Source organism: Ruegeria sp. CDSA033 (assembly GCF_059612305.1).
Window position 1 is genome coordinate 49,720 of the sequence record NZ_JBXWQI010000005.1, and the last position, 15,113, is coordinate 64,832.

The 15,113-nt window shown below is 58.3% G+C and carries 18 protein-coding genes; 12 read left to right on the plus strand and 6 right to left on the minus strand.

Annotated elements, in window-relative coordinates:
• Positions 1 to 58 precede the first annotated feature (58 nt).
• From AC2FLA_RS08655 to AC2FLA_RS08665, 3 genes are read right to left on the minus strand one after another with little or no spacing between them, the layout of a single operon-like run.
• Positions 59 to 988: a glycosyltransferase family 2 protein gene (locus tag AC2FLA_RS08655; protein ID WP_496721664.1), complete on the minus strand. Its 930-nt coding sequence runs from the start codon at positions 986 to 988 to the stop codon at positions 59 to 61.
• Positions 985 to 1,422, minus strand: a complete 438-nt coding sequence (locus tag AC2FLA_RS08660) for a hypothetical protein (RefSeq protein ID WP_496721665.1) — start codon at positions 1,420 to 1,422, stop codon at positions 985 to 987. Before AC2FLA_RS08660 ends, AC2FLA_RS08655 begins: the two co-directional genes overlap by 4 nt.
• A 21-nt stretch (positions 1,423 to 1,443) precedes the next feature.
• A complete protein-coding gene (locus AC2FLA_RS08665) occupies positions 1,444 to 3,051 on the minus strand; it encodes a peptide chain release factor 3 (protein ID WP_496721666.1) in 1,608 nt (535 codons plus the stop codon).
• Between the two features lie 109 nt (positions 3,052 to 3,160).
• On the opposite strand from AC2FLA_RS08665, the gene AC2FLA_RS08670 reads away from it, so the two are divergent.
• The 8 genes from AC2FLA_RS08670 (at position 3,161) to AC2FLA_RS08705 (ending at position 10,584) form a co-directional block, all read left to right on the plus strand.
• Positions 3,161 to 3,523 carry a SnoaL-like domain-containing protein gene (locus AC2FLA_RS08670; RefSeq protein WP_496721667.1) on the plus strand — a complete coding sequence of 121 codons (363 nt, stop codon included), beginning with the start codon at positions 3,161 to 3,163 and terminating at the stop codon, positions 3,521 to 3,523.
• A gap of 68 nt (positions 3,524 to 3,591) precedes the next feature.
• On the plus strand, positions 3,592 to 4,371 hold the full coding sequence (locus AC2FLA_RS08675) for an SDR family oxidoreductase (RefSeq protein WP_496721668.1): 780 nt from the start codon (positions 3,592 to 3,594) through the stop codon (positions 4,369 to 4,371).
• Positions 4,372 to 4,373: 2 nt separating this feature from the next.
• Positions 4,374 to 5,486, plus strand: a complete 1,113-nt coding sequence (locus AC2FLA_RS08680; protein ID WP_496721669.1) for a YhaZ family DNA alkylation repair protein — start codon at positions 4,374 to 4,376, stop codon at positions 5,484 to 5,486.
• A 105-nt stretch (positions 5,487 to 5,591) separates the two neighbouring features.
• Entirely contained in the window at positions 5,592 to 6,638 is a 1,047-nt protein-coding gene (locus tag AC2FLA_RS08685; protein WP_496721670.1) for a methyltransferase domain-containing protein, read from the plus strand.
• Positions 6,639 to 6,718: 80 nt separating this feature from the next.
• Positions 6,719 to 7,804, plus strand: a complete 1,086-nt coding sequence (locus AC2FLA_RS08690; RefSeq protein WP_496721671.1) for an ABC transporter ATP-binding protein — start codon at positions 6,719 to 6,721, stop codon at positions 7,802 to 7,804.
• Positions 7,805 to 7,924: 120 nt separating this feature from the next.
• The gene (gene surE / locus AC2FLA_RS08695; RefSeq protein ID WP_282151362.1) at positions 7,925 to 8,707 is read left to right on the plus strand and encodes a 5'/3'-nucleotidase SurE; all 783 of its coding nucleotides are present in this window, start codon (positions 7,925 to 7,927) and stop codon (positions 8,705 to 8,707) included.
• A complete protein-coding gene (locus AC2FLA_RS08700; protein WP_058271826.1) occupies positions 8,704 to 9,354 on the plus strand; it encodes a protein-L-isoaspartate(D-aspartate) O-methyltransferase in 651 nt (216 codons plus the stop codon). The genes surE and AC2FLA_RS08700 overlap by 4 nt, the downstream gene beginning before the upstream one ends.
• A 63-nt stretch (positions 9,355 to 9,417) precedes the next feature.
• Positions 9,418 to 10,584: a peptidoglycan DD-metalloendopeptidase family protein gene (locus AC2FLA_RS08705; protein ID WP_496721672.1), complete on the plus strand. Its 1,167-nt coding sequence runs from the start codon at positions 9,418 to 9,420 to the stop codon at positions 10,582 to 10,584.
• A 61-nt stretch (positions 10,585 to 10,645) separates the two neighbouring features.
• On the opposite strand, the gene AC2FLA_RS08710 is transcribed toward AC2FLA_RS08705, so the two are convergent.
• Both AC2FLA_RS08710 and AC2FLA_RS08715 read right to left on the minus strand, forming a co-directional pair.
• On the minus strand, positions 10,646 to 11,317 hold the full coding sequence (locus AC2FLA_RS08710; protein ID WP_058271824.1) for a helix-turn-helix transcriptional regulator: 672 nt from the start codon (positions 11,315 to 11,317) through the stop codon (positions 10,646 to 10,648).
• 15 nt (positions 11,318 to 11,332) lie between these two features.
• Positions 11,333 to 11,641: a hypothetical protein gene (locus AC2FLA_RS08715; RefSeq protein WP_496721673.1), complete on the minus strand. Its 309-nt coding sequence runs from the start codon at positions 11,639 to 11,641 to the stop codon at positions 11,333 to 11,335.
• A gap of 217 nt (positions 11,642 to 11,858) precedes the next feature.
• Between AC2FLA_RS08715 and AC2FLA_RS08720 the strand changes: the two genes are divergently transcribed.
• The 4 genes from AC2FLA_RS08720 to AC2FLA_RS08735 all read left to right on the plus strand — a co-directional run bounded on the left by AC2FLA_RS08720 (position 11,859) and on the right by AC2FLA_RS08735 (position 14,370).
• Complete coding sequence (locus AC2FLA_RS08720) at positions 11,859 to 12,074, plus strand: twin-arginine translocase TatA/TatE family subunit (protein ID WP_058271822.1); 216 nt, start codon at positions 11,859 to 11,861, stop codon at positions 12,072 to 12,074.
• A gap of 6 nt (positions 12,075 to 12,080) precedes the next feature.
• A complete protein-coding gene (gene tatB / locus AC2FLA_RS08725) occupies positions 12,081 to 12,539 on the plus strand; it encodes a Sec-independent protein translocase protein TatB (protein WP_058271821.1) in 459 nt (152 codons plus the stop codon).
• On the plus strand, positions 12,536 to 13,411 hold the full coding sequence (gene tatC, locus AC2FLA_RS08730) for a twin-arginine translocase subunit TatC (RefSeq protein ID WP_282118280.1): 876 nt from the start codon (positions 12,536 to 12,538) through the stop codon (positions 13,409 to 13,411). Before tatB ends, tatC begins: the two co-directional genes overlap by 4 nt.
• 116 nt (positions 13,412 to 13,527) lie before the next feature.
• Complete coding sequence (locus AC2FLA_RS08735) at positions 13,528 to 14,370, plus strand: ATP-binding protein (RefSeq protein ID WP_496721674.1); 843 nt, start codon at positions 13,528 to 13,530, stop codon at positions 14,368 to 14,370.
• A 59-nt stretch (positions 14,371 to 14,429) separates the two neighbouring features.
• On the opposite strand, the gene AC2FLA_RS08740 is transcribed toward AC2FLA_RS08735, so the two are convergent.
• Entirely contained in the window at positions 14,430 to 15,074 is a 645-nt protein-coding gene (locus AC2FLA_RS08740) for an SDR family NAD(P)-dependent oxidoreductase (RefSeq protein WP_496721675.1), read from the minus strand.
• Positions 15,075 to 15,113: the final 39 nt, after the last annotated feature.

Here is a 15,113-nt window from a genome sequence, read left to right on the forward strand (position 1 = left end):
AAATGAAGAGCCCTTAACCTGACGTCGCCAGCGCCCACTGCTGGTTTTCTGCAACAATTCAGCAACTTCCAGGAAAGTGTTTCGCAACCTTCGCGTCCAGATCCAGCGGTCTGTGCCGGATCAACCCATATTCTTCGAGACGTGCGCGTACGCCAAGATCGGCACCGCTAATTTCGTCATAGAACGCGCGCAAGCCGTCCTGGCCCTGTTCTGTCTCGATCCAGTTGAACAGCTCATTCTTGTTCAGACCGCCCAGTTCGCGCGGAACATTAGGGGACATGCCGGGTTGATAGGACCCACGCGCCATCCGGAACTGATAATGCGCCGCCCAGTGGTTCCAATCCGGGGCGTGGCGATGACATAGCTCTAACCCCGGAAGTTCAAATTTGCATGGCAGAAGCTTTTTGTTTTGAAACAAGTTGTGGATGCGAAAGTTCAGCTTTTCCAAACCTGTACGGACAAATAATTTGCCCTGAACGTGGCTAAGAAACCCGCCAAGAACAAAGCCACCATAGTTGGGATAGATCGACTGCACCATGGCCGAGCGGTCCGGGCCGCTGGGGATATGCGCCTTAAACAGATCTTCGCCGCCTGCCATTTCTTCCATCGGCCGGACGCGGACGGCCGGGATGTCGGCGGGGACGGATTGCAACTGATCTGGGATCGGTTTTGAGGACCACAGAAACTCATCCACATCGATATGGGCCAGCCAGTCCAAATCGGTGTTGCGATAGGCGAATGTGGCATGAAGCGTCTGGCGAACCTGATGGCGGTCCGGGCGGTCACGTTTGCGTTTTTCCCAAAAGGCATCGTCGCAGATTCGCGCACTTATCTTCGGGTGTTTCCTCAGAGCCCGGTGGGCCTCACGATTGGGTTCGTCCAGATAGATATACAGATAGTCCGCACCCAGATCGAGGTGATGAGCGGCGAACCTCAAAATGTTCTCCGTCGGCCCGCGGACCATGGAAACGATACCCCAGGTCGTCATTCGCGCGCTTTCCTACGCGCTGCACGAGTCCTGCGCATCTTGGCCAGGCGCCGGAACACTGTGCCGGGATCGCGATTCAAAGCCGTGAAGAGATGATCCGAATGCTCAGCCCACAACCGACAAAACAGAGTGGGGGCGTGGTTCGGCCAGGATCTCTTCCGCGGATTCGAGATGAGCTGCGCGTTCAGAAAGGCCAGTTCAGATTTTCCGACGAATTCCTGCGCGATTTGTCGGCGTTTGCGCGCCCAGGATGTGTCGGCTTCACCGGGTTGCGACTGCGTTGCGCTTTGAGGAACAATCTGACGCGTCAAATGGGTCAGATCGACATCTTCTGCCGGCAGTACCTCGTCCGAGAAGTCGAAAGGCGCTCGCCGCCTTTCGAACCTGTCTTGCAGGGCGGGCAGGCCACCCGAATACGTCAGATTATCATTCATTCGTACTTTCGGCCCGTGCCATCACGCCATCATCTCCTTCGTGGCCGTCAGGCTCAGCTCGGGATAGTCGCGGACGACCCGGTCGATGTCCCACTGCAGGCGGGTCAGATAAACGATATCGCCGTCATGATCATGGGCGATGTGCTGCTTGTTGGCTTCGACGAATTTTTCGACTTCGACCTTGTCGCCGCTGACCCAGCGGGCCGAGGTGAATTGCGACGCCTCAAACCGTACGGGCAGGCCGTATTCCATCTCAATCCGGCTGGCGAGCACTTCGAATTGCAACGCGCCGACGACGCCCACGATAAAGCCCGATCCGATCGAAGGTTTGAACACCTTGGCCGCGCCTTCTTCGGCGAATTGCATCAGGGCTTTTTCCAGATGCTTGGCCTTCATCGGATCGCCGGGGCGCACGGTTTGCAGCAGTTCCGGCGCGAAAGAGGGGATGCCGGTCACTCGGATCGCTTCGCCTTCGGTCAGCGTGTCACCGATGCGCAATTGGCCGTGGTTAGGGATGCCGATGATATCACCGGCCCAGGCCTCTTCGGCCAATTCACGGTCGGACGCCAGAAACAGCACAGGGTTCGAAATCGCCATCGGTTTTTTCGACCGCACATGGGTCAGTTTCATACCGCGCTTGAAATGGCCCGACGCCATACGAACAAAAGCCACGCGGTCGCGGTGCTTGGGGTCCATATTTGCCTGCACTTTGAAGACAAAACCGGCGACCTTCTTTTCGTCGGGTGCGATCTGACGCGGTTCGGCAGACTGGATTTGCGGCTGCGGGCCATAGGCACCAATGCCTTCCATCAGTTCCTTCACGCCGAACGAGTTGATGGCTGAGCCGAACCAGATCGGGGTCATATGCCCCTCAAGCACCGCCTGCGGGTCCATGGCGGGCAGCAGCTCGCGCGCCATCTCAACCTCTTCCAGGAACTTTTCCAACAGGTGCTCGGGCACGTGTTCGGCCAGTTTCGGGTCGTCCAGCCCATTAATTTCGATGCTTTCCGCTACCTTGTTACGGTCGGCGCGGTCCATCAATTCCAACCGATCGCGCAGCATGTCATAGCAGCCGATGAAATCGCGGCCCACACCAATTGGCCACGCAGCAGGAGTGACGTCGATGGCCAGCATTTCCTGAATTTCGTCGATGATCTCGAACGTATCGCGACTTTCGCGGTCCATCTTGTTACAGAAGGTCAGGATCGGCAGATCACGCAGGCGACAAACCTCGAACAGTTTCTGCGTCTGGCTTTCCACGCCTTTCGCGCCGTCGATCACCATCACAGCGGCGTCCACGGCTGTCAGCGTGCGATAGGTATCCTCGGAAAAGTCTGAGTGACCGGGCGTATCCACCAGATTGAACCTGAAGGTGTCATAGTCAAATGACATTGCCGATGCGGAAACCGAGATACCGCGATCCTTCTCCATCTGCATAAAGTCCGAACGGGTGCGCCGCGCTTCGCCCTTGGCGCGCACCTGACCGGCCATCTGAATAGCGCCCCCGTACAACAGGAACTTTTCAGTCAGCGTCGTTTTGCCCGCATCCGGGTGCGAGATGATGGCGAATGTCCGGCGCCGGGCGATCTCGGGCGGCAAAACGGGTTGGTTCGAGGCGATATCAAGCATGAACGCGCGTATATGCGGGGAATTCTGCCGAGGCAAGACAAAGGGGGTGTTCAGAATCGCCTAGTGATGGCAAAAAGAACATATAGTGAACAAATAATGGAGAGGTGTGATGAATTTAAAAGAAATCGCAAACGAACTGGTCGCTGGTTGCCGCGAGGGCCGGGCCAAAGCGAATTTGGATAAGCTCTATGCAGACAATGCTGTTTCTGTCGAAGCTGTGGATTACTCGGGTATGGGGCGCGAAGTCGCCGGGCGCGACGCAATCCGCGGCAAACACGAATGGTGGGAAGGCGCACATGATGTAACCGAAGCTTCGGTAAGTGACCCATTTGTGCATGGTGAGGACCGCTTTTCCGTAATTTTCGAAGTGAAGGGTACTGTTGAGGAAAGCGGTGACAGCTTTGATATGCGCGAAGTCGCCATTTACCACGTCGCGGATGGCAAGATCGTGCGCGAAGAGTTCTTTTACTAACGTGTTTTGGTTTCTGGTCTTCCCTGAAAGGCTGGTGCTAGATGTGCGGCAAAGACAGGGAGGATCAGATGGATCTGGGAATTAGAGGAAAGCGCGCGCTGGTTTGTGCCAGCAGCAAAGGTCTGGGTCTGGGCTGTGCCGAGGCGCTTGCAGCGGCCGGCGTTGATCTGGTGATGAACGCGCGCGGGTCTGAGGCTTTGGAAGCCGAGGCCACGCGCCTGCGATCTGAACATGGGGTGGACGTGCAAACCGTCGCCTGCGATGTGACCTCGGTTGACGGGCAAGAGCAGGTAATCGAAGCCGCGCAGAATGTTGATATCCTTGTGACAAATGCTGGAGGCCCGCCCCCGGGTTTGTGGTCGGACTGGGATCGCAATGATTTCATCAAAGCGCTGGACTCCAACATGCTGACGCCAATTGCGTTCATGAAGGCTTTGTTGCCTGGGATGATGGACAAAGGCTGGGGCCGGGTGGTGAATATCACCTCGCAATCTGTGCGCGCACCGATCCCCGCACTGGGTCTGTCGAACGCGGCCCGCACCGGATTGACAGGCTATGTTGCCGGAACTGCGCGTCAGGTCGCACCAAAAGGTGTGACGATCAACAACTTGCTGCCGGGCATTCATGCCACTGACCGGGCGGATTCGTTGGATGGTGGTGTCGCCGCGCAAAAAGGAATTTCGATGGACGAGGCGCGCGCTGAACGCGCGGCAACCATCCCGGCGCGCCGGTATGGAACGCGTGAAGAATTTGGTGCAGCCTGTGCGTTCCTGTGTTCGCAGAACGCTGGTTTCATAGTCGGGCAAAACATACTGCTGGACGGTGGCGCCACCAATCTGACGATGTGATCATGGCACAAAACTTCTCGCTTAAAGATCAACTGTTTAATGTCGAAAAGATCCGCTATTTGGCGGGATTTTTCGCGGGCGCGGACCCGACCTTTGATGCCGAGTCGTTTGAGGCGCAGGTCATGTCACGTCTGCTGGATCTGGAGCTGAAAGAGAGGATGGCCTGGATCGCCGAATGTCTGCAACAGGCGGTGCCGGGCGACTTGCCTCAGATCGCACCTACGCTGCTGCGCGCCTTGCCGCCGCCTTTGGATCCCGGCAAAACGGATGATGATTTTGGTGATTTCATCTTTGCACCGCTGGGTGACTGGGTTGTTGCCGTGGGGATGGATCATCCGGAGCAGTCATTGGATGTGCTTGAGGAATTGACTCAGAGGTTTTCAATGGAATGGGCCATACGTCCGTTCCTCAACACCCATCAGGAACAGGTGCTGGCGCGGATGCAGGAGTGGTGCGTGCATGACAGCTATCACGTGCGCCGACTTGTAAGCGAAGGCACAAGGCCGCGTCTGCCTTGGGGGCAGGCGGTGGGGCTGGACCTGACCGATCCGCTGCCTCTATTGGATCGGCTGCATGCCGATGGGACGCGATATGTCACCCGTTCAGTGGCCAACCACCTGAATGACATCACCAAGAAAGACCCGGATCTGGTTTTGGACCGGTTGCAGGATTGGGGCAGGAACGGGCGGCAGGATCAGGCCGAGATGGGCTGGATGACCTCGCACACTTTGCGCGGGCTTGTGAAAGCAGGCCATCCGCGCGCCATGAAGGCTCTGGGTTTTGACCCGGACGCGAAGGTTTCGGCCGATGTCACCATCAAGGGTGATGCCCAGATCGGCGGTGCGCTGGAATTCGATGTAATGCTGAGTGGTAACGGCGACCAACCAGTTTTGGTTGATTACATTGTTCATTTTCAAAGACCTGGGGGCAAAACCTCAACCAAGGTACACAAGCTGAAACAGTCCGCTTTGGCAGATGGTGCTCTTACCCTGACCAAAAAGCACAAGCTTAAAGGTGACGCGACCACGTTCAAACTTATCCCCGGTGCGCATCGGCTTGAGATACAGGTTAACGGCAAACTGCGCGCGGGTGTTGATTTCGAACTGTTGGCATAACCCCTACAACCCCTCACGCTTTCGTCAGATTCTAAAGGCTCGGATTGCGCCAAGCCCCGCGCTGCATTAGCTGCTATGCAGCCATCAGACAGAAGGATAACCGCGATGAAGCATGAGGCAGTGCAGAATTACTATGGCGAAGTCTTGCAGGGCAGCTCGGACTTGCAGACAAACGCGTGTTGTACGCCTGATGACATGCCGGATCATGTCAAAAAGATCCTGTCAAAAATTCATGACGAAGTTCTGACGCGCTACTATGGCTGCGGTCTGATCGCTCCGCACGACCTTGAGGGGATGAGCATTCTGGATCTCGGCTGCGGTGCGGGACGTGATGTTTATGCCTTGTCCGCAATGGTAGGTGAAAAGGGGCGCGTTGTGGGTGTGGATATGACACCGGAACAGCTGGACGTCGCGCGGGCGCATCAGGACTATCACGCGCAAGCCTTTGGGCATTCTGACAGCAATGTGGAATTCCACCATGGCTATATCGAAAAGCTGGACGAGCTTGACCTGGAACCCGGTTCTTTTGACATTATCGTCTCGAACTGCGTGATCAATCTGGCCACCGATAAAGAGGCTGTTTTGCGTGGTGCGCATCGGTTGCTGAAAGACGGGGGCGAGATGTATTTCTCGGACGTCTACGCCGACCGCCGAGTGCCTAAAGAGATGGCCGAGGATGAGGTTTTGTACGGTGAATGCCTGTCCGGCGCGTTGTATTGGAACGATTTTCTGTCGATGTCGCGCAAAGCGGGCTTTGGCGATCCGCGCCGTGTCACGCATCGTCCGCTGACTATTGAAAACGCGGTGCTCGAAGAGCGTGTTGCGCCTCTTAAATTCCTGTCCGCCACCTACCGTCTGTTCAAGCTGCCCGAGTTGGAACCTGCGTGTGAGGATTATGGCCAGGCCGTGATCTACAAGGGCACCATCCCGAACGCCCCGCATCTGTTCGAACTGGATGATCACCACGCGATCGAGGCAGGCAAGGTCTTTCCTGTCTGCGGCAACACTTGGATGATGTTGAAAGACACCCGTTTTGCCCGGCATTTCGACTTCATTGGCGATTTCTCGACCCATTACGGGATATTCGAAGGCTGCGGTGGTGAAAGCCCGTTTGAAGCCACGGGCGAGGCCCCATCAGGCGGCTGTTGCTGATCTCTTGCACCTGAGGGGCGGGGTTGTTATCCCCGCCTAAGCCCGATGGAATTGATCGGGAAAGGCAACGGGGCCCATCGGTGACAGAAAACGCTACTCCTCCTCGGTTGGAAATCCGAAATCTGATCGCCCGGTATGAGGGGCGGGTCGTTGTGGATGACGTCTCGCTGACGGTGCGGGCGGGGCAGGTGACCTGTCTGCTTGGCCCGTCAGGCTGCGGCAAGTCGACAACCCTGCGCATGATCGCCGGGGTCGAGATGCAGGAATCCGGTGAAATCTATGTCGATGGCAAGTTGATCTGTGACACGGTGTTTCGTGTGCCGCCCGAACGGCGTGAAATAGGGCTGATGTTTCAGGACTTTGCCCTGTTTCCGCATCTCAGCGTTGCCGACAATGTGGCCTTTGGCCTGAAGGGGCATAGGGACGAAAAACGCGCCCGCGTCGAAGCACTGCTGCGCAAGGTCGACCTGATGCGTTTCGTCGACGACTACCCGCATCATTTGTCAGGTGGCGAGCAGCAACGTGTGGCACTGGCCCGCGCATTGGCCCCGCGTCCGCGGATCATGTTGATGGATGAGCCTTTCTCGGGCCTCGACAACCGGTTGCGGGACGGCATTCGGGATGAAACGCTTGCGATCCTCAAGGAAGAGGACGCCGCAGTTGTTCTAGTCACGCATGAGCCGGAAGAAGCGATGCGCATGGCGGATGAAATCGCCCTGATGCGGCGCGGTAAAGTCGTGCAACAAGGCGCGCCCTACAACGTCTTTACCCGCCCGGCGGACAAGGCGGCGGTGGCGTTTTTTAGTGATATCAATGTTTTACCATCCAAAGTGAATGGAGCCTTGGCCGAAACGCCATTCGGGCAATTTCTGGCACCCGGCGTTCCGGACAATACAGATGTCGAGATCGTATTCCGCCCACAGCACGTGCGGCTGGACTTTGACCGTAACGGCAAGGGCCCGCTGCCGACACCGACCGACGGCGTTGCGGCGCGGGGCGTGGTCGAGCGGGCACGGTTTTTGGGCAACGAAAGCCTTGTTGAATTTCGGATGGACCATGACGGCTCGATCCTGAGGGCGACGGTGCCCAATGTCTTTGTTCCCAGTCCGGGACGGGTCATGTGGCTGACCATTCGTCGCGACAGGTGTTTCGTTTTCCCGGTTTAGGCTGGAAAGCCACAGTTTAGCGCCAAGTGGTGCGCGAAAGCATCAGATTGGACGCGCGCTTTGCTTGCCGCGACGCGGGGGCGGGTCTATCAAGGGCAAAACGCCGGGTGGATGGGGCTTATGCGTATACTTCTGACCAATGATGACGGGATCAATGCCCCGGGGCTGATCGCACTTGAGGCGATTGCCGCCGATCTGGCAGGCCCGGATGGCGAGGTTTGGGTCGTAGCACCTGCGTTCGAACAATCGGGTGTCGGCCACTGCATCAGCTATACCCACCCAATGATGGTCGCCAAGCTGGGCGAACGCCGCTATGCCGCCGAAGGCTCGCCCGCTGACTGTGTGTTGGCCGGACTGCACGACGTCATGAAAGACACGCCGCCCGATCTGGTGTTGTCCGGTGTGAACCGGGGCAACAATTCGGCCGAGAACACGCTGTATTCCGGCACGGTGGGTGGGGCGATGGAAGCTGCCCTGCAGGGTATTCCTGCGATTGCCTTGTCGCAGTATTTCGGACCGCGCAACCTGGGTCTGGATGATCCTTTTGAGGCTGCAACGCGTTACGGGGCCGACCTCGTGCGGCGAATTCTGAAAGCAACGCCTGAAGAGCAGGGCGATTACCGCCTGTTTTACAACGTGAATTTCCCACCTGTGCCGGCGGATGAGGTTCTGGGGACGCGCATCGCGCCGCAGGGTTTTCGCCGGGATACCAATTTCTCGGTTGAACCGCACAGCTCGCCCTCGGGTCGGCGGTTCCTGTGGATCAAGGGCGGTTATCAGCACAATCCGACAGCACCCGGAACCGATGCGGCAGTTAACCTTGGGGGCTACATTTCGGTCACACCGATGCGTGCGGACCTGACGGCCCATGACGTTCTGGAACAACTGAAGTCGGTCGAATGAGCGGGCTTGATCCAGAAACAACCATGCAGTTCCTCTTTGCTCTGCGGTCGCGCGGGGTAACGGATGCGCGCGTTCTGGCCGCGATGGAACAGGTCGATCGGGGACGTTTCGTCAAAGGTCTGTTCGCCGAGCGTGCCTATGAGGATACACCGCTGCCGATTGCCTGTGGCCAGACGATCAGCCAGCCTTCAGTGGTGGGGCTGATGACACAGGCTTTGGATGTGCGCCCCCGTGATACTGTGCTGGAGGTTGGTACAGGCTCGGGCTATCAGGCGGCGGTTCTGTCCAAGCTGGCGCGCCGGGTCTATACGGTCGAACGTCATAAACGTCTGGTGCGCGAAACTGGCGAGCTATTTCGAGAATTGGGGATGACCAATGTGACGGCGATGCTGTCGGATGGGTCGTTCGGTTTGTCGGAACAAGCCCCGTTTGATCGTATCATTGTGACAGCCGCCGCCGAGGACCCGCCCGGGCCGCTCTTGGCGCAGCTCAAAATCGGCGGTATCATGGTCTTGCCGGTGGGACAGTCGGATGCGGTTCAGACCCTGATCCGGGTCAGACGCACCGAAACCGGCCTGGACTATGATGAATTGTTGCCCGTTCGGTTCGTGCCCCTGCTAGAAGGGCTTGGCAAAGACGGAGCGTAAAGAAATATTTCGCGATAAGCGCTGGAACCCCGGACAACAGGGGCAGGCGGTGAGGACAGTAAAATGAGAGCAGTTTCCAAATCAGCAGTCGCAGCAGGTGTTGCGTCTTTGGCGTTCCTCGCGGGATGCGAGGGCCCCATAGATTATGATCTGCGCGGCAATGTCGGTGGTTTTTCCACGGCCGATGCGGCGCAGGCGGCCACCGCGAACCGGCCTGCTCCGGATGCGCGTGGCGTGATCACCTATCCCAATTATCAAGTGGCCGTTGCGCGCCGGGGCGACACGGTTGGCGATATCGCTGCCCGGGTCGGATTACCGGCAGCGGAAGTCGCGCGTTTTAACGGATTGCAAGCTGCGGACCAGCTGCGTGATGGCGAGGTGGTCGCCTTGCCCCGTACCGTCAGCGCGGCCAGCTCTGTTGATATCGCGACAATCGCAGGCACCGCGATTGACGCAGCTCCGGCGGATGGGTCGGTGCGCACATCGACGCTGGAACCGGCACAACCAGCCGCCGCGCCTGCACCAGCCCCTGCGCCGGTGGGACCCGAGCCCATTCGCCACAAGGTCAAGCGCGGCGAAACCGCGTATACGATCGCCCGCTTGTATAACGTGCCGGTAGATGCCTTGGCCGAGTGGAACGGGCTGGGGTCTGACTTTACCGTCCGCGAAGGACAGTTTCTACTGATTCCCATCAAGAACCAGGCAGCACCCCGTCAGGAAGCTGCCGTTGCAACCGTTCCTGCGACCACGATCACCCAACCCGGGCAGGGCTCGCCCACGCCGACCCCGCCCAGTGCGACGCAACCGCTGCCCGATGAAGATATCAAGCCGGCAGAGCCCGCGCCAGACGTGACCGCCGAAGCACCCACAACGCAAAGCAATTCTGCGCTTGGCCTGCCGGTCACAGGAACGATCATCCGCACCTATAAAAAGGGCTCGAACGAAGGCATCGACATTGCGGCCTCGCCGGGTAGCCCGGTTAACGCTGCCGCTGCGGGCACCGTCGCCGCAATCACGGCCGACGCAGATCAGGTGCCGATCATTGTGGTAAAGCACAACAGCGATCTGTTGACCGTCTACGCGAATGTCGAGAACATCACTGTGAAAAAGGGTGCTCGCGTCAAGCGCGGCCAAAAGATCGCCTCCTTGCGCGGCGGCGACAATGCCTACGTCCATTTCGAGGTGCGTAAAGGGTTCGAATCTGTCGATCCGGAACCCTATCTGCGGTGAGGGTTATGGCCCTGAGCGGGCCGTACCTTCTGCCAGAGTATTTGAGAAAAGATGAAGCCCGTCACGCGTGCGGATCATAATCGCTTAGGCTCTTGCCGGGCTCGTCTGCGAAGACCTCGGGCAGGGGCAAGATTGCTTCGATCAGGTCTATGCGAAAAACACGGAACCCCTGACGTAACTCGCACCACGCCGTCAGCGTCCAGACGCGCCCCCAGTATTCCATGTGCAGCGGGCGTATGACCCGGTCAGTCAGAACGCCGTCGATCCGACGGTAAGACAGACGGAGTTTCTGGCGGGATTTGATGGCAGCGCGGATCGGGGCCATATGCGCCAGCCCACGCGCTGCATCGGCAAAGGGATAGACCGCAAATTTCCAACTATCAGCCTCGGCCACTACTTGCGTGGGCAACACGGCATCGATCTTGTCGGCCAGCGACGTGGCTGCGGCCTTGAGGTCGGGGTCTGCGGCTTCGGCTACGATGGCCATACCGAGGTTCAACGCCTCAAGTTCGGCAGGGGTCAGGTTCAGAGGGGGTAGGGTGATCTGCTCACGCACCATGTAGCCCACGCCGCGTTCGCCCTCGACGGGGACGCCCGAGGCAACCAGCGTATCCATGTCGCGATAGATGGTGCGAACCGACACCTCAAGTCGGTCCGCGATGTCCTGCGCACGGTGCAGTTTACCGTCGCGCAGGATCTGGATGATATCGAACAGCCGGTCAGAGCGGCGCATGGGATGTCCTGTGTGTCATGACGCTCCGATGGTCCAATAGATTGCATCATGGCGCATAGTCACCGTGTCCGGCGCGATTGCAGCCATCACCGCGGGGGCAAAATCCTGCTTGGGGAAGGCAACGGCGGCGGATTGAGCGCAATCCATGTCGGCCCAGATGACGGTGTCGGTCCAAAGCCCGTCATCACCTGCGCTGAGGCGCCGAAAGACAAAGCCATCTGCGTTGCGAACAAAGGATTCGGTGCCTTTCATGATGTTCACGAAATCCTCCTTTGTTACATCGGCTGCGAGTTTGAAGGTTACGGTTTCTGCGATTTGTGTCACGTCATGCTCCTGTTTTGATGAGACAGGGCCTTTCTACGTGCTCTCAACTGACATAAACCTGTCAGTTGAGAATTGCGAGTCCTCAAAAATCGCGTGATCCGTTCATTTTTGGGCACAGAACCGGGCCGACACGCTTTTGCGCTGGACCGCCCGCGCGTAAACACGGTGCCAGATCACATTCCCGGCGCGCGTGCGCCGACTTCAAAGGAGAAGAGACATGCTTAACAATATCGGACTTCCCGGTCTTCTGCTGATTGCCGTTGTGGTGCTGGTGCTGTTTGGCCGCGGCAAAATCAGCTCACTCATGGGCGAAGTGGGCAAAGGCATCACCTCGTTCAAGAAGGGCGTCAAAGAAGGTGCGGACGAGCTGGAGCAGGACGCGTCCGAAGTGGCCAAAGACGTCACGCCCGAGACAGACAAAGACAAGGTCTAAGCGCAGATGTTTGATCTGGGCTGGACCGAGCTTCTGGTCATCGGCGTTGTTGCCCTGATCGTTGTGGGGCCAAAGGATCTGCCGGTATTGTTCCGCAATGTCGGCCGCTGGGTTGGCAAGGCCCGTGGCATGGCGCGCGAGTTCAGCAGCGCCATGAACGAGGCAGCGGATCAGGCGGGAGTGAACGAGATCAAGAAGGGTCTGAATGCGGCTACCAATCCTGTGAACACTGCCATGGACGGCGTCAAAGAAGCTGCACAGGAAATGGCCAAGAGCATGGACCCGACCAAGTTCGACCCCGACAGCGAAACCGGCAAGCTGGCTGCTGAACGTGCCGAGCAGGCCAAGAAGATCCAGGCCTCGACCGCGCGTGCCGCTGCCGAGCGTAAGGCCAAAGAAGCTGCGGATGCGCTAGCCAAGGCTGAAGAGGCCGAAGCCGCGCTGAATACTGAAAGCAAGACATGAGCAATACCGACGAGATCGAAGACAGCTCGGCCCCATTGATCGAGCATCTGGCAGAACTGCGCACGCGGTTGATTCACTGCGTCGTGGCGTTCCTGATCGGGATGATAATCTGTTTCACGGTCGCTACGCCGCTGTTTAACTTCCTGACGAATCCCTTGTGTCAGGTTCTAGCTGATCGCGGACAGGATTGTGGGCTGATCTTCATCTCACCGCAGGAAGGTTTCTTCGTCGCTATCAAGGTTTCGTTGCTGGGCGGCTTCATACTGGCATTCCCCTATATCGGGATGCAGATGTGGCGGTTCGTGGCACCAGGCCTGTACCGGACAGAAAAGAATGCGTTCCTGCCGTTCATGCTGGCGTCGCCGTTCATGTTCCTGCTGGGGGCAAGCTTTGCATTTTACGTAGTCACGCCACTAGCTTACGACTTTTTCCTGGGCTTCCAGCAGTTCGGAGCGGAAGGCGAGGCAGTGGTTGACGGCACCGCCACAGCGCCGCTGAGCGTGGTCTTCCAGGGCTCGGCACAGGAATACCTGAACCTGACGATCAAGTTCATCGTGGCCTTTGGGCTGTGTTTCCAGCTGCCGGTTCTATTGACCCTGATGGGCAAAGCCGGGTTGGTAACTGCCGAAGGTCTGGGGGGCGTGCGTAAATACGCTGTGGTTGCCATTCTGGTTCTGGCCGCGCTGGTGACACCGCCTGACGTGATCACGCAGGTCATCCTGTTCGTGGTCGTCTATGGGCTGTACGAGGTTTCGATCTTCCTGGTCGCACGTGTTGAGAAGAAGCGCGAGGAACAACTGCGCGCCGATGGATACTATGACGACGAAGAAGAAGCGGATGAAGAGATCATTCAGGAAGAAGAAGGCAAGTAATCTTGATGATCGGTAACAATCAGGCGCGTCCGTCAGGGCGCGCCTTTTTTGTACGCGGCTCTTGTTGCGCCCGGCGGAACATGGTTTGAAACCAGCAAAACTGACCGGAGGCGCCCATGAACGACCAAGCCCTGAACCGTATCGCTGACGCCTTGGAACGCATGGCACCGGCCCCATTGGCCGCGCCCGACTTCGAAGCTGCCCCAGCTTTTGTCTGGCAAGTTGAGCCGGACCGGCTGGAGCCGGTCAAACAGGTCAACCGTGTCGATCTGGACCTGTTAGTGGGCATTAATCGTTCACGTGATACGCTGCTGGACAACACGCGCCGCTTTGCGGCCGGATACAAGGCCAACAACGCGCTGTTGTGGGGTGCACGGGGCATGGGTAAATCCAGCCTCGTCAAAGCCGTCCACGGTACGTTGCAGGAGGATTTTCCGGACCTCAAACTGGTCGAACTTCAGCGTGAAGACATGGGCTCGGTCGCGCGTCTTCTCAACCATCTGCGCGCAGCCCCACACCGGTTCATCCTATTCTGTGATGATCTGTCGTTCAGCCACGATGACCAGCACTACAAATCACTCAAGGCGGTGCTGGACGGAGGCATCGAGGGCCGTCCTGAAAACGTTGTTTTCTACGCGACGTCGAACCGCCGTCACCTGATGCCGCGGGACATGATTGAAAACGAACGCTCCAGCGCAATCAACCCGTCAGAGGCGGTCGAGGAAAAAGTCTCGCTCTCCGATCGGTTCGGCCTGTGGCTGGGTTTTCATCCCTGCGATCAAGATGAATATCTTGCGATGATCGACCGCTATTGCGCGGCTCATGGTGTATCCGTAGACGCCGAGATCCTGCGCGCCGAGGCCATAGAATGGCAAGCCACCCGGGGCGGACGCTCGGGTCGCGTGGCATGGCAGTTCTTTGTCGATCTGGCTGGGCGCAAGGGCGTACATATCGCGTAGACCACCCGCTACATCTGGCCAAAATATCCCCACCGGAGGCATGGCTAAAAGGGCTATACCTACAATAGCGTCAGAATTCGGGCCGCCTCATCCGCAGGGCTGGTCAACACATCGCGGTCTTCGCCGGGGTGGAACCGAGCGCGCACAGCCGTGGGCATCGGCGCGGGCTCCACGATCGACACGCGCGGACCCGTGCGTTCTGTCTCCACCGCCCAGCTGCGGGCAAGCGCCAATTGCGCGGCTTTGGTTGCTCCATAGATGCCATAGAACTTCTCACCCGCTTTGGGATCGTCAAAAAACACCGCATGGCCGCTGTCGCCCAACAGGGGCGCGATATACGGGATCAGAACCGACGTGGCTGTGGCGTTGATGTTGACCGCCTTCGCCCATTCCTTGGGGTCCACGAAATGCGCAGGCGTCAGGGCCGAGGTGTGGACTGCAGTGTGCATCCACAGATCAACTTTGCCCCATCGGTCATGAATCCCCCGGCACAGGGTCGCCATGGCGTTCGGATCCGCGATATCCATCGGTGCAAGCGTGGCCGCACCACCTTTGGCTTTGATACGGTCATCCAGCTCTTCCAACCCACCAGTGGTGCGGGCGACGGCGACGATGTGATACTCGGGTGCCAAAGCTTCGGCCAGGGCAGCACCCAAACCGCGCGAAGCCCCGGTGATGAGGGCAATTTTTGTCTGATCGGTCATAAAGGCGGTTTGAACCCATGCGCGCAGGGCGTCAAGACA